Origin of the sequence: Ectobacillus polymachus (assembly GCF_048159605.1) — a bacterium.
Lineage (GTDB): Bacteria > Bacillota > Bacilli > Bacillales > Bacillaceae_G > Ectobacillus > Ectobacillus polymachus.
Genome location: NZ_JBLREB010000001.1, coordinates 450,474 through 474,936 on the forward strand (window position 1 = coordinate 450,474; position 24,463 = coordinate 474,936).

Annotated in this window: 31 protein-coding genes, 1 pseudogene and 1 riboswitch; of the genes and pseudogenes, 24 read left to right on the plus strand and 8 right to left on the minus strand. The window is 37.8% G+C overall.

Annotation, left to right across the window (positions count from 1 at the left end; genetic code table 11):
- Positions 1 to 31: 31 nt before the first annotated feature.
- Positions 32 to 778: a divergent polysaccharide deacetylase family protein gene (locus ACM5BR_RS02200; RefSeq protein WP_416825552.1), complete on the minus strand. Its 747-nt coding sequence runs from the start codon at positions 776 to 778 to the stop codon at positions 32 to 34.
- 288 nt (positions 779 to 1,066) lie between these two features.
- Here ACM5BR_RS02200 and ACM5BR_RS02205 point away from each other — a divergent pair, with 288 nt between their 5' ends.
- A complete protein-coding gene (locus ACM5BR_RS02205) occupies positions 1,067 to 1,321 on the plus strand; it encodes a Spo0E family sporulation regulatory protein-aspartic acid phosphatase (RefSeq protein ID WP_416825553.1) in 255 nt (84 codons plus the stop codon).
- On the opposite strand, the gene ACM5BR_RS02210 is transcribed toward ACM5BR_RS02205, so the two are convergent.
- Positions 1,302 to 1,484, minus strand: a complete 183-nt coding sequence (locus tag ACM5BR_RS02210) for an ATP-binding protein (protein ID WP_416825554.1) — start codon at positions 1,482 to 1,484, stop codon at positions 1,302 to 1,304. The two genes, ACM5BR_RS02205 and ACM5BR_RS02210, sit on opposite strands and share 20 nt — an antisense overlap.
- A gap of 196 nt (positions 1,485 to 1,680) precedes the next feature.
- Between ACM5BR_RS02210 and ACM5BR_RS02215 the strand changes: the two genes are divergently transcribed.
- The 5 genes from ACM5BR_RS02215 (at position 1,681) to ACM5BR_RS02235 (ending at position 5,696) form a co-directional block, all read left to right on the plus strand.
- Positions 1,681 to 2,151 carry a MarR family winged helix-turn-helix transcriptional regulator gene (locus ACM5BR_RS02215; protein WP_416825555.1) on the plus strand — a complete coding sequence of 157 codons (471 nt, stop codon included), beginning with the start codon at positions 1,681 to 1,683 and terminating at the stop codon, positions 2,149 to 2,151.
- Entirely contained in the window at positions 2,148 to 2,852 is a 705-nt protein-coding gene (locus tag ACM5BR_RS02220; protein ID WP_416825556.1) for a pirin family protein, read from the plus strand. The genes ACM5BR_RS02215 and ACM5BR_RS02220 overlap by 4 nt, the downstream gene beginning before the upstream one ends.
- A 164-nt stretch (positions 2,853 to 3,016) precedes the next feature.
- Entirely contained in the window at positions 3,017 to 4,711 is a 1,695-nt protein-coding gene (locus ACM5BR_RS02225; protein ID WP_416825557.1) for a M3 family oligoendopeptidase, read from the plus strand.
- A gap of 222 nt (positions 4,712 to 4,933) precedes the next feature.
- Complete coding sequence (locus ACM5BR_RS02230) at positions 4,934 to 5,443, plus strand: DinB family protein (RefSeq protein WP_416825558.1); 510 nt, start codon at positions 4,934 to 4,936, stop codon at positions 5,441 to 5,443.
- Between the two features lie 127 nt (positions 5,444 to 5,570).
- Positions 5,571 to 5,696: a DUF6254 family protein gene (locus ACM5BR_RS02235; protein ID WP_416825559.1), complete on the plus strand. Its 126-nt coding sequence runs from the start codon at positions 5,571 to 5,573 to the stop codon at positions 5,694 to 5,696.
- A gap of 75 nt (positions 5,697 to 5,771) precedes the next feature.
- Here the strand turns inward: ACM5BR_RS02235 and ACM5BR_RS02240 are convergent, their stop codons facing one another.
- Positions 5,772 to 7,031 carry an ATP-binding protein gene (locus ACM5BR_RS02240; protein WP_416827814.1) on the minus strand — a complete coding sequence of 420 codons (1,260 nt, stop codon included), beginning with the start codon at positions 7,029 to 7,031 and terminating at the stop codon, positions 5,772 to 5,774.
- A 248-nt stretch (positions 7,032 to 7,279) separates the two neighbouring features.
- A riboswitch (PreQ1 riboswitch) is annotated at positions 7,280 to 7,323 on the plus strand.
- Between the two features lie 90 nt (positions 7,324 to 7,413).
- On the opposite strand from ACM5BR_RS02240, the gene queC reads away from it, so the two are divergent.
- The 5 genes and pseudogenes from queC to queF form a co-directional block, all read left to right on the plus strand.
- Positions 7,414 to 8,076, plus strand: coding sequence for a 7-cyano-7-deazaguanine synthase QueC (gene queC, locus ACM5BR_RS02245; RefSeq protein WP_416825560.1), 663 nt, complete (start codon positions 7,414 to 7,416; stop codon positions 8,074 to 8,076).
- Positions 8,076 to 8,564 (plus strand): 6-carboxytetrahydropterin synthase QueD, encoded by a 489-nt coding sequence (queD, locus tag ACM5BR_RS02250; protein WP_416825561.1) that lies wholly within the window; start codon positions 8,076 to 8,078, stop codon positions 8,562 to 8,564. Before queC ends, queD begins: the two co-directional genes overlap by 1 nt.
- A complete protein-coding gene (gene queE, locus ACM5BR_RS02255) occupies positions 8,557 to 9,270 on the plus strand; it encodes a 7-carboxy-7-deazaguanine synthase QueE (protein ID WP_416825562.1) in 714 nt (237 codons plus the stop codon). Before queD ends, queE begins: the two co-directional genes overlap by 8 nt.
- A gap of 16 nt (positions 9,271 to 9,286) precedes the next feature.
- Positions 9,287 to 9,478 (plus strand): hypothetical protein, encoded by a 192-nt coding sequence (locus tag ACM5BR_RS02260; protein ID WP_416825563.1) that lies wholly within the window; start codon positions 9,287 to 9,289, stop codon positions 9,476 to 9,478.
- Between the two features lie 232 nt (positions 9,479 to 9,710).
- Positions 9,711 to 10,040: pseudogene (gene queF / locus ACM5BR_RS02265) on the plus strand (preQ(1) synthase); the annotation flags it as partial.
- 71 nt (positions 10,041 to 10,111) lie between these two features.
- On the opposite strand, the gene ACM5BR_RS02270 reads toward queF, so the two are convergent.
- A complete protein-coding gene (locus tag ACM5BR_RS02270) occupies positions 10,112 to 10,294 on the minus strand; it encodes a YkvS family protein (protein WP_416825564.1) in 183 nt (60 codons plus the stop codon).
- Between the two features lie 371 nt (positions 10,295 to 10,665).
- Here ACM5BR_RS02270 and ACM5BR_RS02275 point away from each other — a divergent pair, with 371 nt between their 5' ends.
- The 8 genes from ACM5BR_RS02275 to ACM5BR_RS02310 all read left to right on the plus strand — a co-directional run bounded on the left by ACM5BR_RS02275 (position 10,666) and on the right by ACM5BR_RS02310 (position 17,988).
- On the plus strand, positions 10,666 to 11,274 hold the full coding sequence (locus tag ACM5BR_RS02275) for a histidine phosphatase family protein (RefSeq protein ID WP_416825565.1): 609 nt from the start codon (positions 10,666 to 10,668) through the stop codon (positions 11,272 to 11,274).
- A gap of 240 nt (positions 11,275 to 11,514) precedes the next feature.
- The gene (locus tag ACM5BR_RS02280; RefSeq protein ID WP_416825566.1) at positions 11,515 to 11,709 is read left to right on the plus strand and encodes a hypothetical protein; all 195 of its coding nucleotides are present in this window, start codon (positions 11,515 to 11,517) and stop codon (positions 11,707 to 11,709) included.
- Positions 11,710 to 11,738: 29 nt separating this feature from the next.
- Positions 11,739 to 12,083, plus strand: coding sequence for a YolD-like family protein (locus ACM5BR_RS02285; RefSeq protein WP_416825567.1), 345 nt, complete (start codon positions 11,739 to 11,741; stop codon positions 12,081 to 12,083).
- A gap of 158 nt (positions 12,084 to 12,241) precedes the next feature.
- Positions 12,242 to 13,084 carry an SPFH domain-containing protein gene (locus ACM5BR_RS02290; RefSeq protein ID WP_416825568.1) on the plus strand — a complete coding sequence of 281 codons (843 nt, stop codon included), beginning with the start codon at positions 12,242 to 12,244 and terminating at the stop codon, positions 13,082 to 13,084.
- Between the two features lie 475 nt (positions 13,085 to 13,559).
- Positions 13,560 to 13,919 (plus strand): class Ib ribonucleoside-diphosphate reductase assembly flavoprotein NrdI, encoded by a 360-nt coding sequence (gene nrdI, locus ACM5BR_RS02295; RefSeq protein ID WP_416825569.1) that lies wholly within the window; start codon positions 13,560 to 13,562, stop codon positions 13,917 to 13,919.
- Positions 13,906 to 15,990 (plus strand): class 1b ribonucleoside-diphosphate reductase subunit alpha, encoded by a 2,085-nt coding sequence (nrdE, locus tag ACM5BR_RS02300; protein ID WP_416825570.1) that lies wholly within the window; start codon positions 13,906 to 13,908, stop codon positions 15,988 to 15,990. Before nrdI ends, nrdE begins: the two co-directional genes overlap by 14 nt.
- Positions 15,991 to 16,011: 21 nt before the next feature.
- On the plus strand, positions 16,012 to 16,977 hold the full coding sequence (gene nrdF, locus ACM5BR_RS02305) for a class 1b ribonucleoside-diphosphate reductase subunit beta (protein WP_416825571.1): 966 nt from the start codon (positions 16,012 to 16,014) through the stop codon (positions 16,975 to 16,977).
- 42 nt (positions 16,978 to 17,019) lie between these two features.
- On the plus strand, positions 17,020 to 17,988 hold the full coding sequence (locus ACM5BR_RS02310; RefSeq protein ID WP_416825572.1) for a quinone oxidoreductase family protein: 969 nt from the start codon (positions 17,020 to 17,022) through the stop codon (positions 17,986 to 17,988).
- Between the two features lie 50 nt (positions 17,989 to 18,038).
- On the opposite strand, the gene ACM5BR_RS02315 is transcribed toward ACM5BR_RS02310, so the two are convergent.
- The gene (locus ACM5BR_RS02315) at positions 18,039 to 18,806 is read right to left on the minus strand and encodes a class I SAM-dependent methyltransferase (protein WP_416825573.1); all 768 of its coding nucleotides are present in this window, start codon (positions 18,804 to 18,806) and stop codon (positions 18,039 to 18,041) included.
- Between the two features lie 665 nt (positions 18,807 to 19,471).
- Here ACM5BR_RS02315 and ACM5BR_RS02320 point away from each other — a divergent pair.
- Together ACM5BR_RS02320 and ACM5BR_RS02325 are read left to right on the plus strand one after the other, a co-directional pair.
- Positions 19,472 to 19,960 carry a GyrI-like domain-containing protein gene (locus ACM5BR_RS02320; RefSeq protein WP_416825574.1) on the plus strand — a complete coding sequence of 163 codons (489 nt, stop codon included), beginning with the start codon at positions 19,472 to 19,474 and terminating at the stop codon, positions 19,958 to 19,960.
- 122 nt (positions 19,961 to 20,082) lie between these two features.
- Complete coding sequence (locus ACM5BR_RS02325) at positions 20,083 to 20,259, plus strand: hypothetical protein (protein WP_416825575.1); 177 nt, start codon at positions 20,083 to 20,085, stop codon at positions 20,257 to 20,259.
- 87 nt (positions 20,260 to 20,346) lie between these two features.
- Here ACM5BR_RS02325 and ACM5BR_RS02330 read toward each other — a convergent pair whose 3' ends face one another.
- Positions 20,347 to 20,802 (minus strand): hypothetical protein, encoded by a 456-nt coding sequence (locus ACM5BR_RS02330; RefSeq protein ID WP_416825576.1) that lies wholly within the window; start codon positions 20,800 to 20,802, stop codon positions 20,347 to 20,349.
- Positions 20,803 to 21,088: 286 nt separating this feature from the next.
- On the opposite strand from ACM5BR_RS02330, the gene ACM5BR_RS02335 reads away from it, so the two are divergent.
- Positions 21,089 to 22,132 (plus strand): CPBP family glutamic-type intramembrane protease, encoded by a 1,044-nt coding sequence (locus ACM5BR_RS02335; RefSeq protein WP_416825577.1) that lies wholly within the window; start codon positions 21,089 to 21,091, stop codon positions 22,130 to 22,132.
- A 117-nt stretch (positions 22,133 to 22,249) separates the two neighbouring features.
- Here ACM5BR_RS02335 and ACM5BR_RS02340 read toward each other — a convergent pair whose 3' ends face one another.
- Positions 22,250 to 22,432, minus strand: coding sequence for a DUF3913 family protein (locus ACM5BR_RS02340; RefSeq protein WP_416825578.1), 183 nt, complete (start codon positions 22,430 to 22,432; stop codon positions 22,250 to 22,252).
- A 309-nt stretch (positions 22,433 to 22,741) separates the two neighbouring features.
- Between ACM5BR_RS02340 and ACM5BR_RS02345 the strand changes: the two genes are divergently transcribed.
- Positions 22,742 to 22,945 carry a hypothetical protein gene (locus ACM5BR_RS02345; RefSeq protein ID WP_416825579.1) on the plus strand — a complete coding sequence of 68 codons (204 nt, stop codon included), beginning with the start codon at positions 22,742 to 22,744 and terminating at the stop codon, positions 22,943 to 22,945.
- 45 nt (positions 22,946 to 22,990) lie between these two features.
- The gene (locus ACM5BR_RS02350) at positions 22,991 to 23,392 is read left to right on the plus strand and encodes an SseB family protein (RefSeq protein ID WP_416825580.1); all 402 of its coding nucleotides are present in this window, start codon (positions 22,991 to 22,993) and stop codon (positions 23,390 to 23,392) included.
- Between the two features lie 90 nt (positions 23,393 to 23,482).
- Here ACM5BR_RS02350 and ACM5BR_RS02355 read toward each other — a convergent pair whose 3' ends face one another.
- Positions 23,483 to 24,406, minus strand: a complete 924-nt coding sequence (locus tag ACM5BR_RS02355; RefSeq protein WP_416825581.1) for a S66 peptidase family protein — start codon at positions 24,404 to 24,406, stop codon at positions 23,483 to 23,485.
- Positions 24,407 to 24,463 lie beyond the last annotated feature (57 nt).

A 24,463-nucleotide genomic window follows, 5' to 3' on the forward strand; every position in this document is an offset into this window, starting at 1 on the left:
ACTATGTTCAATTACGGGTCGATATTTTATCTTACTTTTGTTTTTCTGCGAGTTTGGATACAAAAACAAACGTTGCTTCTTGTTTTAAATTTGGAATGTTTGTCCGGATCACACTTGATGTAATTTCACCGGGAGGACCAACATGACCAATTATAACTGTCGTATTGGCTGTTTTTACTCTTTTCAATAGAAGAGCAGCTTGTTTTGCAATATGGGTATGGGTATATTGATCATCAAAAAACATATTGTTTTCAATAACCGGAACCCCTAGTTCTTTTGCGATAGGAAGTACCTTGCTTTTGGAATTTGTTTTGCTATCTAGATAAAAGAAGCCATGTGTTTTGCATACAGATAATACTATACGCATTACCCTCTCATCTGCAGTAGCCTTTGAGCCCATATGATTGTTCATTCCAATGGCATGAGGGACATCAGCTATCGCCATTTCTACTCTTTTTTTAATTTCTTCATCGCTTAGATCCGTTGTTATTGCATTTGGTCCAAGCCAGCTTTTTTTTCCACGAATCGGCTCCATTGGGAGATGAACCAGTACCTCATACCCTTTTTTATGTGCCATTTCCGCATCTTGTTTTGTAGAAGGTAAGAACGGCATCACGGCAATGGAGAGTGGAATGGGCAGGGAAAGCATTTTCTCAGTTCCTTTCATATTGTTGCCAAAATCATCAATAACAATGGCAATTTTCCGTTCTCCTTCCGCATGAGCCATAGCAGGAAAAATCAATAGAAAGCAAAGAAAACCTAGTACATATTTTTTCATTATCGTAATCCTCTCTTCGGTTAAAGTACGTACTTAGTTTCCACAATCCCGTCATTTGTAAACCAAAATTTATGTTGAAATATGAAGCATTATGGTAGTACTTATAAAAAATAAAAAAATTGAATAAAAATTATGTCTTTTTTTGCGATAGTATTTACAAAGCTAGAATAATTTGTAATAATTTTCAGAGTGAGAGAAAATAAATGTAAATTATAGGAATTCCAGATTGGCAAATCCAATAATCTAAATACGATACCCATAGATTGCAAATTTATGAGGGGGAGAATGATGTTTGCGGTAAGTAGAAAGCGTAGGATGGACAAGCTATTGCTTCAAATCACAGAAAAACAAAGTATAATGATTGAGCTTGGCCTGAAAACCGGATTTAATAGTTGTGAAACGATTACAGTAAGCCAAGAGTTAGATGTACTTATAGTTGCTTATCAACGTTTAAAAGAAGAGCAGCAAAGCTCTAAGACTTGTAAGACATTTTGGTGTTATATAAAGGAATTGTTTCACAAATCTATTTTTCTAAAGAAGTGATAGGAAGGAATAATTCTACGGTGGTTCCCATGCCTTCCTTGCAAGAAATGCCAATGCTTCCACCGTACAGTTCCATAATACGTTTACAAATAACGAGACCAGTACCATTTTCTTTGTTTGTGAAAAAGGGTTCAAATACCCGTTCCTGAACATGTACAGGCATCCCAACACCATTATCAATTATGAGCAATTTAGCCCAATTTTTTTTCTATTCCAATTTCAAATGTTTCATTATAAAAAGTAAATACAAAAAAGCGTCTCCTATTTAATTGACGTTTCTATTTTATTATGATATCTTAAATTCAAGATAATTTTATTTTGTTATCTTAAATTCAAGATTTTGTAGAGGATGGTTATAAATGAACCAAAATCCGAAAAGAAATGAAATTGACAAGTCATTAAAGATTTTTATTGCATTATCTCGTGTGCATCACAAGGTAATGGATGTTTCAAATACATCTATACAATCATATGGCCTAAATCCAACGGAATTTGCAGTGCTCGAGATCCTTTATCATAAAGGAAGTCTAGCCCTGCAACAAATAGGAGAAAAAATTCTTATCACAAGCGGCAGCATTACGTATGTCGTTGATAAATTAGAGAAAAAGAAGCTCGTTAAGCGAATTCCATGTCAGCAAGACCGCCGCGTTATTTTTGCTGAGCTGACTGATAACGGAAAAGGGCTGATGGATGAGATTTTTCCAAGTCATGAATTGCAGTTGCATGAGTCGCTTATGGTGCTGAGTAATGAAGAGAAAGATCAATTGTTATTGCTATTAAAAAAAGTTGGTAAGTATCCAACTGACAAAAGAGAGGAAGAGACATTATGATACAAGTATTTCCAGCTGAATCTCGTTATTCTGCAGAGCATGGTTGGCTACACAGTAGATTTAGCTTTTCATTTGCTGAATATTTTGACCCTGCTAATTTACAATTTGGTCCGATGAGAGTGCTAAACGATGATCGCGTTGAACCGCACCGAGGTTTTGGTATGCATCCTCACCAAGAAATGGAAATTGTTTCTATCGTATTAGAAGGATTTTTAAAGCACGAAGATAGCAACGGAAATACCGCTACTACGACGTTCGGCGAAATTCAACGTATGTCAGCAGGTACAGGTATTTTTCATTCAGAAATGAATCCTGCTGACGTAGAAGTGAATTTTTTGCAAATGTGGTTTTTACCGAAGGAACTTGGTACGAATCCATCCTATGAAAAGAGTTCTTTTTCTATCGAAAAGATGAAGAATGCTTTATTACCAGTGGTGTCATATCATGCATCGAATTTAGAAGATGTGGCATTCATTAATCAAGATTTAACCATTTATTTAAGTGATCTAGATGCAGAGCATAGCATTACATTTTCACAAAAGAGTGATCGTAAAACATTTCTTTTCGTTATTGAAGGAGAAGTAAAGGTAGGAGATCAATGGTTAAATAGAAGAGATTCTGCGCGTATCGAAAATGAGGAAGAACTAATTTTTACTACCAAAGAGGGCTCTCGTTTTATGGTAATTGATCTACCTTATTAATATACAATTTAGGAAGGCACCGCGTGGGTATTCGGATACTCCGCGGTTTTTTCATTTTTTTATAAGAAATAGGGAATTTGAATTTGAAATGGAATATACTTTACATATAACGCTATATTGGTACAGGCTTCTGTGCGAGATGGCGAAAAAATAGAGGTGATACGATGAGTTTTGAACAATATGAATACATAAGACCGAATATGGATGAAATTTCAACGGAAATGGCTAAAGCCATTCAGCAATTTATGACGGCTTCATCTGCAAGCGAGCAGGAAGATGCAATGATGCGGGTAAATTCTATTCGCAATGATTATAGTACGATGGCAAATTTGTGCTATATCCGTCATACGATTGATACGAATGATGAGTTTTATAAAAGCGAACAAGATTTCTTTGATGAAACGTCACCGGTTTTACAGGGGCATGTAAGCAAGTATTATGCAGCTTTGACTTCTTCTCCATATCGAGATGAACTTGAAGTGAAGTACGGACCGCAGCTATTTGCTTTAGCAGAGAGCGAACTGAAAACGTATTCTGATGAGGTAGTAGAGGATTTACAGATTGAAAACAAGCTATCCTCTTCCTATACGAAGCTAATGTCATCTGCGAAAATTCTATTTGAAGGAGAAGAGCGAAATTTATCTCAGCTTGCGCCGTTTATGCAGCAGCCAAGCCGTGAATTACGTAAGAAGGCAAGCGAAGCGTATTATGGTTTCTTAGCTGATCATGAAGACGAGCTTGATCGTATCTATGACGAGCTAGTTACAGTTCGTACGAAAATTGCTAAAAAACTTGGATTTAACAATTTTGTTGAGCTTGGCTATGCAAGAATGTATCGCACGGATTATAACGCAGAAATGGTAGCGGCCTACCGTAAGCAAGTGTTAGAACATATTGTTCCGCTTGCCACTAAGCTTCGCAGCCGTCAGCAGGTGCGTATTGGTGTAGATAAGCTCAAGTATTATGATGAAGGATTTGAGTTTAAATCTGGAAACCCTCTGCCAAAGGGAGATTCACAGTGGATTTTGGAGCAAGGAAAAGAGATGTATCGTCAGCTTTCAAAGGAAACCGATGTCTTTTTCTCTTTCATGACGAATAATCATCTGCTTGATCTTGTAGCGAAGAAGGGAAAAGCAGGAGGTGGATATTGTACGTTTATCGAAAACTACAAAGCCCCATTTATTTTTTCTAACTTTAATGGTACATCTGGTGATATTGATGTGTTAACGCACGAGGCAGGCCATGCATTCCAGGTTTATGAAAGCCGCAATGTTTCCATACCAGAGTACAATTGGCCAACCTATGAAGCATGTGAGATTCATTCTATGAGTATGGAATTTTTCACGTGGCCATGGATGCCTTTATTCTTCAAGGAAGATACGGAAAAGTATTATTTTTCTCATTTAAGCTCTGCACTCTTGTTTTTGCCATACGGAGTGAGTGTCGATGAATTCCAACATTTCGTATATGAACACCCAGATGCGTCGCCTTTAGAACGGAAACAAGCATGGCGAGCTATTGAAAAGAAATATTTGCCGCATCGTGATTATGAAGAGAATGAATTCTTAGAAAAAGGCGGTTTTTGGCAACGACAAGGACATATTTACAATTCACCATTCTATTATATTGATTATACACTTGCACAAATTTGCGCCTTCCAATTCTGGAAACGCTCACGCGCGGAACGAGAAGTGGCATGGACGGACTATGTCAATCTATGTCGCCTTGGAGGAAGTCGGTCGTTTTTACGTCTTGTAGAAGCTGCTCATTTGCAATCACCGTTTGCAGATGGATGTGTGGAATCGATTATCGGTGATATTCAAGCATATCTTGATTCCGTTGATGACACAAATATGTAAAAAAATATCAATTATTTTTGCGTTTTTCCATATTCTTTCATGAGATAATGAAAGGGAGGAAAGAACTAGTTTCCCTTTTTATTATTTGACCGGTAAGGGTGTTTCTTTCTGAGAAACGCCCTTTTTCTAACTTATTTTCTCTACTAAATACTAGCTCTTTTCATTTAAGGATATACAGGATTTTTATTGTTATATGAAGGATGGAAAGGAGAGGAATAGGGTATGAAAACAGAGAGTTTATCACATATTTTAAATGAGTTGAAAACTACAAGAGCAGCCATTTTGCGTGAAATTGAGAAGCTTCCAGATACACAGCTTAACGCAAAGCCAAAGAGGGAAATGTGGAGTATGATTCAAATTCTACATCATCTTCATTTAGTCGAACAATCTGTTACCTCTAATATTACGTATTCACTGCAAAACTGTGAACCGCAAGATGTACCCCGAAAGATGATACCTGTAACACTTGATCATATCCATATTCCTGATCAATTCATGCCGACAGAAACCATTATGAAACGTGATCAGATGATAGAGCTGTTGAAAGCATCTCGTGCTAGGCTCCTGAAAGTGTTAGGAGAGATTGAGGATGAACGGGAATTGTGGAGGAAGTCGAGTTCGCATCCTATGTTAGGGGAACTTGGACTTGGTCAATGGCTGCAGTTCTATGAACGATACGAAAGACAATATTTGTATGAAATTCAAGAGGCGAAGCGAGCATTACATCGTTAATGCAGGATAAAGAAAGCACAGTTGCTAGCAGCTATGCTTTCTTGTGTTTTTTAGAAATGCTTATGAAGAATATTTTTATTCGTATATGCCATTCTAAAACAGAGATGATGTAAAGGAGTTGATTGATATGAGTGATAAAAAAAGAGAAGAAAAACGACAATGGAAAGCACGTAAAGAAAATCAGCAGCCGCATGGAAAAGTGAAATCATTTGCAGAGCTAGCTGAGAATGAAGATACGGATGTAAAGTCATAATACGATAGAAGTAAAGGGAGCCTTAAAAGGGAGAAAACCATTTCCTTTTAAGGCTCTTTGTGAAATACATTGTTTTTATTTTTGAGACAATCCCTTTTTGGTATTAAGGATTCTTGGAAAGGATAATGTAAAGGTTGTACCGTAATCGGGTTTACTCTCAATGTGAATGGTACCATTCATTGCTTTCATAACACTAAATACGACCATCATTCCCAGGCCTGTTCCTTTTTCTTTCGTTGAGTAGAAAGGAGAGCCGAGTCGTTTTACTTGATCATCTGTCATCCCTATACCAGTATCTTCTATAATAAGCTCAATAATTTGTTCATTTATTCCTGTTGAAATCGTTAAGGTTCCACCAGCAGGCATTGCTTCAATGGAATTCTTAAGAATATTAAGCAAACATTGATGTAACTTTTGTTTCTCCCCAAGAATGAAAGAAGGAAGATGAGGAGGTGTATATTGAATAATGACATTTGCAAAATTAGCCATCGGTGTAATAAGACTAAGTACGTTCGATAATTCTTGATGTAGGTCTAATATTTGCATTTTATCGATGCTTGGTTTCGCAAACGTTAGGTAATCCGTTAGGACAATATTGGCCTGATCAATCCCATTAATTGCAATATCTAAGTAAACCTTTTGTTCATCACGTGAGCATTTCTCTGTTTGAAGAAGCTGCAAAAACCCACGTGTAGAAGTTAGGGGATTACGTATCTCATGTGAAATGGAGGCGGCCATTTCACCAATAAGATGAAACTTTTCAACATTTATAAGTTCTTCTTGGAGCTTTACTTGTGAATGTAAAATATCTATTAAATAGAGAGTTAATATCGTTCCGAATGTTTCACATAGTTGGTAAATAATAATAAAACTAGTATATTCACGCGGGCTCGGAATAATAGCAATAAAGAAAGGGATCCAACCGATTGAAAATACCATTGAAATACAAATCGCCAGCACCATTTTTTTATAAAAGGAAGCCTGGGAAGCCTGTAGGTAGTTTTTGCGCTTGTACACCAGAACTAAATATAAAATGGTTGAAGAAAGTAAAGAAGCATACGCACCTGTACCGCCGAGAAATAATCGATAAATATTCATTGCGACCCAAACGATCGCTCCTACAATTGGCCCGCCAATCCATGTACTAATAATGAGAACAATTGGTCTCATATCGAAACGAAATCCATGATATGGCCCGGCAGCGAATGTTATACAAAGAAAGACAGAAAGTACACTTAGAATAATAAATACTGCAGCATTAAGCTTCGGATAGTGCTTTCCTTTTTGTACCCAAAACAAATGATACGTTAAGGTGGATACTAAAATGATGAGCATGTTCATGAATTGGTAAACGATAAATATCTTCAATGGTGACATAACCTCATTTCAATAAGAAAAGTATTTCTAGGTATATAATACTATTACTAGAAAAAAATATAAATAGTATAATATTTTAGCTATATCATTCACATTATTTCGTTTTGTTGCGCATTCCTGTTCTTTCTATTACAATACATGGGTATGTAGGGATGATATCCGCTACATAGAAAATGAATGAAATGGAAGAAAGCCCATGCATATGCATGGGAGAGGTTCGCGAACTCCCTCTATAAAAAACTAAGAAAAACAACATCCTAAGGAGTTGTTTTGTTTTTTGATGAAGTTCAAGAATGCTCGTCTTCTAACTTTCTGACAAAGAAAAGGAGAATGAGTACGAATGAAGAAAGAAAAAGCAGTTGTAGTATTTAGCGGAGGACAAGATAGCACCACTTGCTTATTTTGGGCTCTCCAGCAGTTTAAAGAAGTAGAAGCGGTTACGTTCAATTATAATCAACGTCATCGTTTGGAAATTGAATGTGCAGCCAGTATTGCTAAGGAGCTTGGTGTGAAACATACGATTCTTGACATGGGTCTCTTAAGTCAGCTTACACCGAATGCGTTAACACGAAATGACATTGCGATTACACAGGAGGATGGTGAACTTCCATCTACGTTTGTTGAGGGACGGAATTTATTATTCTTATCCTTTGCTGCAGTGCTCGCCAAACAGGTAGGCGCGCGTCATATTATTACCGGTGTGTGTGAAACAGATTTTAGTGGGTATCCGGATTGTAGAGATGTTTTTGTGAAATCGTTGAATGTAACACTAAATTTAGCTATGGATTACGAATTTGTCATCCATACACCGCTTATGTGGTTAAACAAAGCCGGAACGTGGAAGATGGCAGATGAGTTAGGGGCTTTCGACTTTGTTCGTGAAAAGACGTTAACTTGTTACAACGGCATGATGGGAGATGGATGCGGAGAATGTCCGGCATGCAAGCTTCGAAAAGCTGGACTTGATACGTACTTGATCGAACGTAAAGGGGCGAAGGCGTAATGGAGCAAGGCTTTTTTGGATTTCGCATTGTGGAGAATTTGCAAAAACTAGACAAAGACATAAAGCGTACGCAGTTACGATATCATACAAAGCGTGTGATGGTTTGCAAAGAATTTACGTTTGATGCAGCGCATCATTTACATGCTTATGAAGGGAAATGTAAAAATTTACATGGTCATACGTACAAAGTTGTTTTCGGGATTAGCGCATATCTGAACGATATAGGGATTGCTGTTGATTTTGGAGATATTAAAGAAATATGGAAAAATGAAATCGAATTATATTTGGATCATCGCTATGTAAATGAAACGTTGCCGCCGATGAATACAACAGCAGAAAATATGGTTGTTTGGATTTACGAAAAGATGGAAGCGGCTCTTCAGCTTCGTGACCAGCTCTATAAGGGAGGACGCGTAGAGTTTGTCAAATTGTATGAAACGCCGACCAGCTACGCGGAAATGAGACGGGAGTGGATGGAAATTGACTAACATTCCAGTTCTCGAGATTTTCGGTCCGACGATACAAGGAGAAGGAATGGTCGTCGGTCAAAAGACGATGTTTGTTCGCACTGCTGGCTGTGATTATCATTGCAGTTGGTGCGACTCCGCTTTTACATGGGACGGGTCGGGCAAGAATCACATTCAACAAATGAGTGCGGAGGAGATTTGGACAGAACTAATCCGTCTTGGTGGCAATCGTTTTTCACATGTTACTCTATCAGGAGGCAATCCCGTACTAATTCCTGCGATTGGAGAGCTTATTACGATCCTGAAGCAGCATCAAATTCGCATTGCTATTGAAACACAGGGAAGCAAGTGGCAGGATTGGTTACTGGAAATTGACGATATTACGATTTCGCCAAAACCGCCAAGCTCGCAAATGGAGACGGATTTTTCTAGTCTAGATATGATAGTAGAACGATTGAAGCATCGGAACATGAGTTTAAAAGTTGTTGTATTCGATAAAAACGACTTTTTGTATGCTAGAAAGATACATGAACAGTACCCAGATGTTCCATTTTTCTTACAGGTTGGAAATGAAGATGTCCATACGGAAAATCGTGAAGCGCTTGTTTTTTCATTATTAAAGCGTTATGAATGGCTTGTTACACAAGTTATGGAATCAGATATGAATGATGTAAAGGTACTTCCGCAGCTGCATGCGCTCGTGTGGGGAAATAAGCGCGGAGTATAAGAAAGGAGAAACACAGATGGCAGGACGTAATCATGAAGATTTACAAGATATTTCGTTGTTAGGAAATCAACATACAAACTATGCATTTGACTATACACCTGAGGTATTAGAAACATTCGAAAATCAGCATATCGGCCGTGATTATTTTGTGAAATTTAATTGTCCAGAGTTTACAAGCTTGTGTCAATCGGGCACACTTCCGTGGTGACACGGTCGCTTAAACCTCGTGAATTCAGGGAAGGAAACCATTTCTAATCCTGAGCCAAGCCTATAATATAGGAAGGTGCAGAGACTATCGAAATCAAGCAAATGTGAAGCGAGAAAGGTAGCATTTGTGAGAAGAGAGTAGAGTACATCTTGATGATGGAAGCGCGAGGGTTCTTCGTACATAGCGCAGTGTACGAAGAATATGATATAGTCCACCTGCAAATTGCAGCCCGCCAAAAACCGGACAGCCTGATTTTGCTACTATTTATATTAGCTATATTCCAGAAGTGAAAATGGTTGAAAGTAAATCGCTGAAGCTTTACTTATTTAGCTTCCGAAATCATGGCGATTTTCACGAGGATTGCGTTAATATTATTATGAACGATTTGATTGCTCTTATGGATCCTCGTTACATTGAAGTATGGGGGAAATTTACGCCGCGCGGAGGTATTTCAATCGATCCATATTGTAATTATGGTCGCCCTGGAACGAAGTATGAGAAGATGGCAGAGTATCGTCTTATGAATCATGATTTATATCCAGAGAAAGTAGATAATCGTTAGGATAATAAAAAGTGGCACAGTATGTGCCACTTTTCTTACGTATTTGTTTTTCGCTATTTAGAGTAATTGTATTAAAAATTTTCAATTACTCGGTAATTTTTATGATTGACCACCGTTAAAGGCTCTACATCTAAATCTCGATAATTCTTCATAATTGTGATGTCCACAATTACAGAGTTTTGATTCACCTTTTGAACACGGCCTTGCATTCCATTTTTAAATTCAACTATGTCTCCTGCCTCAGCAATCTTCATAAGCATTCTCCTCATAGTAAAGTATAGCAGATATTTTACATATTTTACCACATTCTATCCTCTGCTTTCATCTATTTTGAACTAAAAAGTTCCGTTTGTAAATGTTTCCAACGCAATTTGTTTGTAAGTTTTTTTACAAAGTCGCAGGAATATGAGTACACAAATCGAATTGGATGAAAATGGAATGTATAACTGTGCATGGTTTTCGTCTAGATTAGAGCGGATCGGAATAAAGTGGCGTTTATTAGTATTCAGGTAAAGAGTCGAATTTCAAAAAAGCAGGCAAGTGCATCTACTTTCTTATGACGTGGTATGATATATATATAGTAAACGATTGCAGAGAGTTTTCATGAAAACGGAGTGTGAGTGAGATGAAAATCTCGTTGATTAAGCACGGTCGCAAAGAAATGACATCCGATTTTATGAATGCACGACAATTCCGTAAATGGCTTGTACAGTATAATAAGAAGAATATCTTGCCGGAGAAAAATATACCAAATGATACGGTGGAGGCGATTCGTTCGGCTAAAATCGTTCTTTCAAGTACAGCTACATCAGCTATTCAGACGGCCACGTTGCTAACGGATTCTCTTTCCTTTGTGCAAAATCCTATATTTGATGAAACAGATTTACCATTCGTAATTAAGGTTCCACAATGGGTCAAGCTAAAGCCGAGCGGGTGGATTACGATGAGTCGTACTCTATGGATGGCAGGGTTTTCGAATCATATTGAATCCTATGCACAGGCAACCCATCGGGCTAAGCAAGCTACCGATTTATTAATTGGCTATGCTCTTTGCTATGATCGTGTAGCATTAGTAGGACATGATTATTTTAACACCATGATTGCGAAGGAATTACGCAAGCGTGGCTGGTCCGGACCCATGCTCGTTTCCTACGATTACTGGGATACAGCAACCTATGAATTTCCTAAGGCGTTAGAAGGAAGGAAGCAAGGCTTTGGCTTAACGGCAACGTAGGCATATTATCTGCTTACGTTGCACAATCGTTTTATGAGACGTAACTTAAATCAATTGAAGTCTCATTTCTTCCCTTTGTTTTTCCTACCGTTACATAGCATATACAATGCATACAGTAGAGGCACCCTAAAGCCATAGTGTTACGAAACATCCTCCCTTTTTTCAACCATTTCCCCTTGTACTCTTGTCGAAATATGGAAACCAAGGTAAAATAAATGATTATAGAGGTGAAATACGAATATGGAAGTAATGCAAGCAGAAGAAATTCTACAAAGCCTTCGAACAGGTGAGATTGCTGAATATGTAGTAGAGAAGGAAGATTTTTATTCCTTTCGCTCAGTTTTGGTGAAACAATCAGATTTTAAACGATTTCGCGGTATTGCTCAGCGAAATGCGATTGTCGTATACACGTATATGGAAAAGGAAAGATCATAAGCTAAGTAAGTGTTAGGGAGGTACAAAAAGTGGAAGAGAGAGACATGCGTCTTTCCCGCTGGGATTATATGTGGCAGGACAAGCGCGGACAGAGGTTTGTTGGAACAGTACTTTTTCCGGGAACGAGAAAACGGGAAGGCCGGTTCTTATGGGAGATGAAAAAAAGAATTTTTGAAGCATTCAAAAGTCAAGACTTTGTATCGATGACCATTTTGCATAAAGGTTCTTTTTTAGATATAGATGCACGTATATGGGATGTACGAGAAGAGAATAATAGAGTTACGCTTCGTGATGCCTCCGGTAAATACTATTACATTCAAATAAACGATGTGCTTCATATTGAAAAACAGCATGGCGAACATCATAATGAATAAAGCAGCTCTGGAGAGAGCTGCTTTTTTATATCTACTTTGTAAAATACTAAATTTCCATAAAATTAGCATATCCATACGAAACTTGTAATCTCATTTCTGTGCATGATAGAATAAATTAGGGAAATATTTCTAATATCTACCTGAAAGGATGTTGACTTATGAAGGAGAAAGCTTCGTGGAAAGTTAGTGGGTTTATGGGCTTTGCTTTGATCCTTATTTTAGTGGGGATAGGTTTGTATCTCACTAGTATTCAAGATAATCCTGCTTATGTTATTGGTTCTGGCGTTCTATCATTGTTCCTACTTAGTGGTATGACAATCGTTCAACCTAATGAATCGAGTGTTATCATTTTTTTCGGTAAGTATTTAGGAACGATTAGAGAGGAAGGCTTTTTTCTTACGGTTCCTTCCTTGCGTAAACGAGTTTCATTACGGGTATGCAATTTTAACTCGGATACATTAAAAGTTAATGACATCGATGGAAATCCGATTGAGATTGCAGCAGTAGTTGTGTATCGTGTCATTGACACTGCTAAGGCATTGTTTGATGTGGAAAGTTATAATGAATTTGTCCGTATTCAAAGTGAAACAGCACTGCGTCATGTTGCGACTCGATATCCTTATGATACGAATGAAGAAAAGGTATGGTCGCTTCGTGGGAATGCAGAAGAAATCGCAAACGAGCTCGCAAGGGAATTGCAGGAACGTCTTGCTGTGTCCGGTGTAGAGGTAATCGAAGCACGTCTTACGCATCTTGCTTATGCGTCTGAAATCGCGAGTGCAATGTTACAGCGTCAGCAAGCAAATGCAGTAGTAGCTGCCCGTCAGAAAATCGTAGAAGGGGCAGTTGGCATGGCAGAAGCAGCTCTTTCACAGCTTGAGGAAAAGAATGTTGTGCATTTAACGGAAGAAATGAAAGTACAAATCGTTAGCAATCTAATGATAGCCATTGTCTCTGAAAAAGGAACGCAGCCTGTTATGAATGCAGGACGAGTAAAATAAGGGAAGCTCACTCATGAGGATGCTGTTACATAGATAGGATCACTCTAAAGCAGCAATTAACTAGAGTGCTTTATACGGACGATAAGACAAAAAGACTCCATTACTAGGAGTCTTTTTGTCTTGCATTAACAATGTTTTTACATTTCATCTTCCATATTGCCAGACAAATGCATTGACAAGTTTTTTAAAATAGACATTATTGACACAGTATTTATAATGTTGTTTCATATGATTTGTACCTATTTTTTAGATCGGGTTTTCTATGTCGAAAAACAATTTTTTTTGCTCTTATTTATTTTATGTATATATCTTGTGTCATTTTATGAATCATACTACAATATATAGGTAAATAGAGACAAGCAGACTATTACTGGTTAAATTGTTCGGCAGTCCCTCACTTGCTAAAAGGTGGGGGTATTACCGCCATAGGAGGAATCGGGAATCAATAGTATCAAGTAGAGAAGGGGATTACAAAATGCGAATTGTGTATGATTCAATGACAGGGAATGTAAAACGCTTCATTCATAAGATCGGTATGCCAGCTATGCAAATTCGCGATAGTTTAGTCATGAATGAGGAATTTGTTCTTGTAACGTATACAACAGGCTTCGGAAATGTGCCGGATCGTGTGTTGGAATTTTTGCAAAACAATCATTCCTTCTTAAAGGGTGTATCGGCAAGTGGAAATCGAAATTGGGGTACAAATTATGGTGCCAGTGCTGATAAGATAGCAGTTCGTTATCATGTCCCCGTTTTATCTAAATTTGAATTGTCCGGTACGAATCGTGATGTAGAATACTTTAAGGAAAGGGTGCGGGAGATTGCGTCACATTGAGTTAAATAATGAAATTACACAGATGAAGGATGGATTCTATCAGCTTGAGAAAGATCAGGAGGCATTGCAAGAATTTATGAAGGAAGTAGACGAGAAGATGGTCCACTTTGGCAATGTTTCTGAACGTATTTCTTACATGATCGAGCAGGACTATTATTATAATGTTCTTGCGCAATATTCAGTAGAAGAAATTGAAGCTGTATACGAGATTACATATGGGGCAAACTTTCAATTTCAATCGTATATGGCTGCTTCTAAATTCTATAAAGACTATGCGTTAAAGACGAATGATTTAATGTACTATTTAGAAAGTTATGCAGATCGCGTTGCCATTGTATCCCTATATTTAGGACGCGGTGAGTTTACAAGAGCAAAGCAATTTGCAAGAATGATTATTAAACAAAATTATCAGCCTGCAACACCGACGTTTTTAAATGCAGGGCGCAGTAGACGCGGTGAAATGGTGAGCTGTTTCCTATTAGAAATGGATGATAGCTTAAATTCCATTGGCTTTAATATCAATACAGCGATGCAGCTTAGTAAAATCGGCGGCGGTGTTGCTTTGAATTTGTCTAAGCTACGCGCACGCGGTGAGCAAATTAAGGGAATTGAAAATGCAGCAAGTGGTGTTATGCCTGTTATGAAGCTTCTTGAAGATTCTTTCTCCTACGCAAACCAATTAGGTCAACGTAAAGGTGCAGGAGCCGTATACTTAAATATTTTCCACTGGGATATAATTGAGTTTCTCGATTCGAAAAAAATAAACGCAGATGAAAAGACGCGTATCCAATCCCTTTCGATTGGCATTATCGTACCTAGCAAATTCTTCGAGCTCGCTGAGAAAAATGAACCTCTATATGCGTTTGCACCATATACGATATTCAAGGAATACGGAAAACATTTAGACGATATCGAAATCGATGAAATGTATGAGGAACTAGTAAATAATCCGAACATTAAGAAGAAAAAACTAGATCTTAGCGCCCGAGAAATGCTCGTGAAAATTGCGATGATTCAGCTTGAATCCGGCTATCCATACTTGATGTTTAAATCGAATGCCAATAAGCACCATCCATTACAGGATATTGGATCCATTAAAATGTCGAATTTATGTACAGAAATCTTCCAATTACAAGAAACATCTGAAATTAATGATTACGGTCACGGAGATGTGATTCGCCGCGATATTAACTGTAACTTAGGCTCTTTAAACATCGTAAACGTGATGCATAACAAAGAAATTCGCGAGGCAGTTCATGTTGGAATGGAAGCCTTAACGGCTGTATCCGATATGACCGTTATTCCGAATGCACCAACTGTAAAGAAAGCAAATGAAGAGCTTCATTCGGTTGGACTTGGGGCTATGAATTTACACGGTTTTTTAGCAAAACATAAAATTGCTTTTGAAAGTGAAGAGGCAAAGGATTTTGTTCGTACCTTCTTTATGATGATTAATTTTTACTCGATTGAAAAAAGCATGATGATTGCAAAGGAAAAGGCTGAAACATTTAAAGGCTTTGAACAATCCGAATATGCGAAAGGGACGTACTTCCGTAAATATGAGGAAACGAGTTATATGCCTATTACTGATAAAGTACAGGAATTATTCGCCGATATGCATATCCCTACGCAAGAAGACTGGAGTGCTTTAAAAGAGAAGGTGCAAACCTACGGACTATACAATGCATATCGACTTGCCATCGCACCAACGCAAAGCATTAGTTACGTTCAAAATGCCACTTCCAGTGTGATGCCAATCGTAAATATTATTGAATCCAGAACCTATGCAAACTCTACTACTTACTACCCAATGCCAGGTTTATCAAGGGAGACTTTCTGGTATTACAAATCTGCCTATGAAATGAATCAATTTAAGCTAATTGATTTAATTGCAGAAATTCAAGATCATGTTGACCAAGGTATTAGCACAATTCTCTATGTAAACAGCGACATTTCAACTCGAGAATTGGCACGGTATTATATTTACGCTCATAAAAAAGGATTAAAAAGCCTCTATTATACAAGAACGCGTAAGCTTACTGTAGAAGAATGCGTAGCATGCGTAGTGTGAGTATAAAAAGGAGGGAATAGTATGCGTGCAGTAAACTGGAATAAGCAAGAGGATGAGTATAGTCTCGTCTTTTGGAAACAAAATATTTCGCAATTTTGGACAGAGGAGGAAATTTCCGTCTCCTCGGATAAAAATACATGGGTTCGCCTTTCTAAGGAAGAGAAAGAGGCGTACAAGAGAATTTTAGGCGGACTTACGCTTCTTGATACAAAGCAGGGCGGTGAAGGAATGCCATTGCTCCTTCTCCATATTAAAAATTTACAAGCGAAAAGCGTACTTGGCTTTATGGGTGCGATGGAAGAAGTACACGCAAAGAGTTATAGTCATATTTTTACTACGCTAGCAAGTGAAGAGGAAATCGAAGAAATTTTCGATTGGGTGGATCATCATCCGCTCTTAAACAAGAAAGCAACGATTATTACGGACTATTATCATCGCCTATTTCGTCCGGATGCCACGAATAAAGAACTTTACATGGCAATGGTAGCGAGTGTATTTCTAGAAAGCTACTTATTTTATAGCGGTTTCTTCTATCCGCTTTATTTAGCTGGACAAGGTAAGTTAACGGCAAGCGGAGAAATTATTAATCTTATTATTCGTGATGAAAGCATCCATGGAGTTTTTGTAGGGCTGCTAGCACAAGAAACATTCCAGCATCTCTCTAAAGAGGAACAAGCTGAAGTAGGGCAGGAAACGATGGAGCTTCTACTGACATTGTATGAAAATGAAAAGCTATATACAGAAGAAATATATGCTTCCATTGGACTTGTGGATGAGGTAAATGCTTTTGTCCGCTATAATGCAAACAAAGCATTAATGAATCTTGGGCTCGATCCGTACTTTGAGGAGGAAGATGTGAATCCAATCGTATTAAATGGACTCTCCACTGATACGAAAAATCATGATTTCTTCTCAGTGAAAGGAAACGGATATGTAAAGGCAACCAATGTAGAAGAATTAACAGATAGTGACTTTGTGTTTGAATAATATGATAGGATTAGGCTAAAAAAAGTAAGAGGGGTAGCCATCATGAAGGCATTATTTTTTGAAAGATTCGGTGGGCCAGAGGTACTGCAATATGGAGAAGTAGCTGATCCAATCTTACAAGAGGATGAGATTCTCGTTTCGATGAAAGCAATCGGCTTAAATTTTGCAGATGTGTATCGGCGTAAAGGAAATTACCACCTGGCAGGAAAGCCTCCTTATATATTAGGATACGAAGGGGCCGGCGTTGTTACTGCAGTTGGACGTAACGCTATAGGATTAGCCAATATCGGAGATCGTGTTGCATTTGCAGACGTTCCATTTGCTAACGCGGAGCTAGTTGCTGTTCCGAAAGATAAACTTATCCCGCTTCCAAACGAGATTTCATTTGAAACAGCAGCATCGCTTTTATTACAAGGATTAACAGCACATTATTTAACGAAGGATAGTTATGCTGTACGTCTAAACGATGTGGCTCTCGTTCATGCTGCTGCCGGCGGCGTTGGTCAGTTGCTCGTTCAAATAATCAAGCGGTATGGAGGTAAGGTAATTGGTTTAACATCTTCTGTGCAAAAGGCAGAGGCTGCGAAAGAAGCAGGCGCTGATGTTACATTTCTCTACAATGAAGATTGGAAACAGGAAGTGAAGCGAGTGACGAACGGAAGGGGAGTAGACGTTGTTTACGAATCCGTTGGTTCGACGCTTATGGATAGCTTTGAAGTGACGCGTACATGCGGAACCGTAGTCTTTTACGGTATGGCTGGAGGCGACCCGGCACCGATTGATCCGCGTATGTTAATGGATACGTCCAAAACCCTGACCGGTGGTGATCTTTGGAATGTGCTAACCTCTTATGAAGAGAGAAGAGCTCGTTCAAGTGAGCTATTTCGCTGGATTCTAGAAGGAAGCATAACGGTAAAGACGCCAACTGTATTTTCATTGCAGGACGGGGCACGTGCACACACCTATTTAGAAAGCCGGAAAAGTACGGGAAAAATATTACTGATTCCATAACATATGGAAAGGGGACCAACCAAGAGTTGGTCCCCTTTGTTCGTGATAGCCTATTTTCGGCAGTGCAAAAGCATGGACTGCCCTTGAAAGCTAACGATCTGATCCTTTTCAGTAATGAGATGAAAATGCTGTTTTGCTTTTGGAGTAGCCCGAATCATATACGATTGCAGCTGTTCTTTTTCTTCATCTGAGAGGCTCATTCGATTACACCAGCTTTCAAACGGAAATGTTTTAGAAAAGGTTTGCATGTTCAGTATGGAGAATCCAGATTGTTCCACGATTGTTAACCATTCTGATTTTTTGTAGGCGCGATTATGGCTATAATCACGCGTTTTTTCTACTGTATTGTAAAAGGAGTCCAGTTCATCGTCTTCGGGCGCAACGTTGTCGAGTAGAAGAAAGGATCCATTTTCCTTTAGAACACGGTAACATTCAGCTACAAAGGAAGATACGGAAGGGAAATGATGAGGTGCAATTCGGCAGGCTACAATTGTAAAGCTGTCATCGGGAAAGGGAAGCTGCTCAGCATCCCCTTGGACGAAGTGAACATTATTGTGACCATTTCCTCTTATGAATGCCTCGGCTTTTTCGAGCATACGTTTTGTAATATCAAGAGCGATTACTTGAAAAGCAAGGGGAGCAAAGCCGTTTGCAACATGGCCGCCGCCCGTTGCAATATCGAGTACGATATCCGCCTGGCTTGCATTTCCAGCTTGTAAAAGGGCAGCAAGATCCTTCCCCTTGGCATGTGTTTCACTTGTTACATAATGCTCAGCATGTGTTCCAAATTGCTCCTGTACTTCCTGCTTTTTATTCATTCCATTCCCTCCTTGTGAATGTTATATAGCTAATGATTTCTTTCAAGTATATTTCTATATATATGTAGGCTTCTTATGTTTTCCTGAAGTTCCTGCTTATTTCTACTATATATATGCGGATTTAATTAAATAATTAGAAAAGCATTAGAATGCTCTTAAAATGAATGATGCCTACTCAACTGTTTATAAATAAACTCTTACTTTCTATTTTTATGTCACAAGGAGTGGCTGCCCTCGCTTAGATTGAATTTTTGATTTCATTTTATGCATCACTAGGATGAAAAAATTAACAAAATATTCCTTTTGATAGAATGATGGTATATGATGAATTTGTACAGAAATTCGACGCTAGCTCTAAATTAAGTAGAATTGGTGGTGGGTGCAATTGGGAAATTTCAAGACAATAGCATTCTGGGTTTTAATGTTATTTTTTTTAGTAACTGATTTCATTCGAGGTTTTATAGATTCTAATTTTGGAGAACTTGTAAGGATGTATTTTCGTGACACTCCTATTTTTATAAAAATAGTAATAATTATTTTATATACATTACTTGTAATTTATTTGTTCCCTTATAAAAAAAGAAAGACTTATTAAGCACCATATAACAAAGAAAAAATTACATATTATAGTATTTTTGTTTAATTACTAAGGGGGGAAAGAAAGCATGTCAAATACAATTACTAAAAGTGAAGTGGTGGAAAGGAAAGGTTTTGTTTTCTTAGGTAGGTCAATAAAAACAACGAATAAAGCTGAGATGAATGGAAAAGGTGAAATACCCGGATTTTGGGACGCATTTTACGAGAATCAAGTAATGGATACAATACCTAATAAAAAGAATTCTAATATTATAGCCCTCTATACAAATTACGAGTCCGATGAAACTGGGGTTTACACATTTGCATTAGGTACAGAAGTTTCAGAGAGTGATGAAAAACCTATTGAGATGGATTTACTAAAAATACCCGATGAAAAATATATAATATTTACAACTAGAAAGGGACCTATCCCTGAAGTAGTCATTGAAGCATGGCGAGAAATATGGAGTTGGTCAGAGGATAGAGAAAGAGCTTTCAAAACAGACTTTGAACTGTATGATAGTAGAGCAAAAGACCCTCAAAATAGCCAGGTTGATATTTATATTTCTGTAAAATAAATAATACAGTAATCCTTTTTTATCTTAGAGAATAAAGATGTTTTAGAAAAAGAAAGGGAACTTCTTATCGATTGAAGTTCCTATTTTTATTTCATGATCAACGTATAAAAAGGAGGATAAGGATGCAACAAAACCAGTTAGTGGGTTTAATATGCGGGCTTGGTGTTATTGCAATTACACTTTCACATTTAATTCATACATCCGGTATTGCATCAACGATTTTTTTCATATTAGGTTGGGGTTTAGTAGGATTTGGGATTGTAAAATTTTTTGTAATCCGTAAAAAAGGTAAAGAATAATATTAAAATAGACAGAACGACTTAACACATTGCCTATGTAACGGGAATGAGACCACTGCATAGGCAATGTGTTAAGCTTAGGATACACTAATCTGTAGTAGGTTTCAGGAATGGAATCCAAATCCTTTCAATGCCAATATGGTCGGATTCACATACAATTCGAAAGAGGCCGAGTTCATGCGAAGCAACTTCATCGAATTCACTAAAAAACGGATTGATGTACGTAAGCAAGTGCTTTGCATGCAGCTTTTTCAAAATAAATACAACAGGTGTATTCGGAAGAAGAAGTTCCTTTTCAAAGGATAATGGAATAGTCCGATTCGTCTCCAAATCGTGATCACAATGAAACTCACTAATAACGGAAACAAGAGTATGATAGTGATGAATCGCTTCATCGAGAAGATGGAAGGAAAAAGAATCGTAACCACATATAACTTTCTCAATGCCATTTTCGATAAAAAAATTATTCAATTGCCTTCGTTGCATTCCTATTTCGGGTAGACTTATCGAATCTTCATAGGCAATCATGTATATATACTTCATATTTGCACCTCCTTTGCCACCTCTGATTGTATATTCCCTACATTTTATGCATGTTCCTTTATAAAGCGGGATAAAAATTTAGAAAAAAGATTATTATGCTCTAAGTAGTTTAAAGTGATCTGAGGCTCTAACACCATTCTTCATTGATTTCAGTCTATACAGGATGCTTGCTAATCTTACGTTTGATAAGGAGTAAACCTTTACAGATTTTCCTTTTTTCCATTGAAAAAGAAAGAAAAATAGATTGAAATACTGTAAAATTAGAGTAAATGAAAAAGGTTTGGAGGTGTTTTTTATTTCTACAGCGTTTGCGAATGTTAAACTTCGAAGCTTTTTCTTATGGATGCTACTTGGGGCTCTCGTTGTTATGGTACCGCTATCTGTATTTGTAGACAGTGGTCCGATAGGTGATAGTATAAGTACAGTCTGTTCCGATACACTCGTATTTTTTGCATTTCCACTGCTCTGGCTTTCTTATAAAATGAAACGTCAAAACCTACAGTTTCGTAGCTTTCTAGATCGCCCAATGAAGTGGGATTGGAAACTAATTATACTGGCAACCGCGATGGGGATGCTATTTTCTATCGGAATTTCAACCATTGAATTTTACCTATTATCGTATATAGCACCTAATTATATTATTAGCTTGTTAAATACGGATCAGGTCATTAACAATTACAATGGTTTCACAACCGTATTTAGCATTATATCAGCCTGTGTATTTGCTCCGATTATGGAGGAACTTATATTTAGAGGCTTTTTTCTTAATCGTCTTAGCTACAAGTGGGGCATTCGAAAGGCAATATTGGTTTCTTCCATCTTGTTCGGATTAGGACATTCCGATGTGATTGGTGCTACACTTTTTGGTATTACGATGTGTCTAATCTATATAAAGACGAGAAGCTTATTAGTTGGGATGGTCATTCATTCGTTAAACAACTTAACCGTTAGTATAACCCAGTTCATGAGTCCATCTGACTTAAATCATGCACCATTACAACTGGCTGATTTACGATCGACTCCAGATTTAATATTTTCGATCATTGCGGTTTTAATTAGTCTTATTTGGTTTATCCCTTTTCTACGGAATGCATGGCGCCATTCAACTGATCAAGGTCTGCCTGCCCTGCAACAGATTCATCCCGTTCAAGAAGAACGACATGATGTGATACGCCAAGTGAGAATAGGTGAGGATGCTATGATGGTTGACTTGCCAGATGAAATAGTTAACCAACTCCATCTTGAAGAAGAGGATTATGTAAAATTAGAGATGGACGGAGAAAAGTTAATTATTACGAAATCTAACCATGGTTATCCCATGACCTTATGAAGAAGCTCTCATGCAGAGCTTCTTTTTTTGCTGGAACGGAGAGATGAAATCAAAAAGAAAAAAGCCTTCAAATAAATAGCAATTGGCTTTTTTCTTGTATATGAAGGGGTAAAAGAGCTATGCAATCAAGATTTCTACTCTGAAGTTGCTGCCTTTTTTGATGTATTTGATGTCCATAACGGTACGGATTTGGTCGATGATTTCAACTTTTTCACCAATTCGTGGGATGGTAGGTACGTTGTCCCAGATTCCTAATAAGTCAGCTTCTTTATTTTCGTGTTCGTAAAACCAGATTTTCATACTGAAACTCCTTTCGTTGCCAATTCTTATTTTTATACATAATATATCATATTTATTCTTTTTTGCAATGATTCTATTATTTTTTGTAGAAGGGTTGTCCAAAAAAATAAATTTACCTATTTTAGAGATAGGAAAATTCACCCATTTGTATTAATATAGTAGATAGAGTTTATCCCGATATTAAGGGCAGTAAGACCTCTAATTTAAGGCTTACGAGATACAAGTGAGGGACACTACCTAAAAAGCTGATTGGTTCAACTAACCCCCGCTGAGGGAAGCTTCACTTTATGGAAGGGGCACATGATAATCTTGGATTGTGAGATTTGGCAGGAATGGCAGCGATTATGGGAACGTATGCTAGCACTTGAAAAGAAACTAGAGGATTCGATTCAGGTCTGTGAAGCATGGTATGTTTGTAAGCGAATTGTGTATGAAACACAGGTGATTATTCCGTTATTATTCCTATTGGAAGTTATAAAACGATTTATGGTGGATAAGCGTATAAATATTTGAATAATGATGCTTACATTACCAAAGAGAAGCGAGGATGAATCCTGTATGACTGAATATTCTGCATTAACAAGAGTGGAAGCGTTAGTGGCATTGGCTAAGACAGATGAAAAACGACGTAAGGAATTTTATGATGCTTTGCTTGATGCACACTTATATACGTTTGGCAAGCTTGAATCGGAAAAAGGTGCAGCGGAAGGAAAGATAACTCTTCGATATTTTCAAGGAGATAATATGTGGGTTCTTCCGATATTTACTAGAATTTCATATATGCAAGAGGCTATTCCGAGTGAAATGTCAGCGATTACGATTCGTGGCAAGGAACTTTTTAATATTATAGATCTTGAGGCAACAGTTGTGCTTAATATTGGTACGGAGGTAAGCAAAACATTTTCACCTGATGAAGTAAAAGATATTGCGAGCGGTAAAATATTTTCTTTATATTCGTAAATGAAAAGATTGCATGGTTAATGAATAGTGGATACTTAGATTCCTATCATAGTATCCACTATTTTTTGATGCATGCTGTTAATGGGCAATTCAGTAGGTCGATACGATTCCAGGTTCTAGTAGAAGGGTTCGTTCTGTTCCGTTCATCACGGCATATCCTCCAATTGGAATCGCGTAGTTTGGTCTGCAATGGCCGATGGGAAAGCCGGCAAGTATAGGGACTTGATTAGGAACAATGTGATCATAAACAATTCGCGTTAAAGAAAGAGACTCCTTACCTTTTTTCGGCTCACAGTCATGAAAATCCGCTAGAATGATACCAGCGCAGTTTTGCAGTTTTCCTGCTAGACGAAGTTGGTTGAGCATGCGATCAATGGCATAGGGCGCTTCGTCTATATCTTCGAGCATGAGTATGCGGCCTGTTGTATCGATTTCGTAAGGAGTCCCAAGGGTGCTGACAAGAACTGTTACATTTCCTCCAACGATAGGAGCGCGCACTGTGTGAGAGAATGAGGGATATTCATCCTGCTTCGCATAGAATAGAATGGGAGTAGGAAAAAATAGCTGCTGCAAGGAGGACAAGGAATGAGGATGAACGTCCATCGTTCCATATCCATCAGTCATAGGTCCGTGAAAGGAGATCATCCTTGCATGTTGGTTCATAATAATATGTAAATAAGTAATATCACTATATCCCCAAAAAATTTTTGGCTGACTAATCAACGGGGTTATATCTAAATATGGAAGCAATCTTGCACTTCCATAGCCGCCTCTCGCACAAAAGATTGCCTTGACATCGGGATTTGTGATAGCTTGCTGTAAATCTTCTAACCGCTGTGCATCACTTCCGGCTAAAAATCCATCCTTTCCAAAAATGTGACGTCCTAATTGAACATCAAGACCAAGATGCATGAGATATTGTTTCATCAAATGTACTGCATCCTCATTTACGGGACCTGCGGGAGCAACAATCTGTACAGTATCTCCCTTTTTAAGAGCTGGTGGTTTGTTCATGGATTTATTCCCCCCTATTCGAAATATATGCAAAAATAACAAGGATTTACCCTTCTC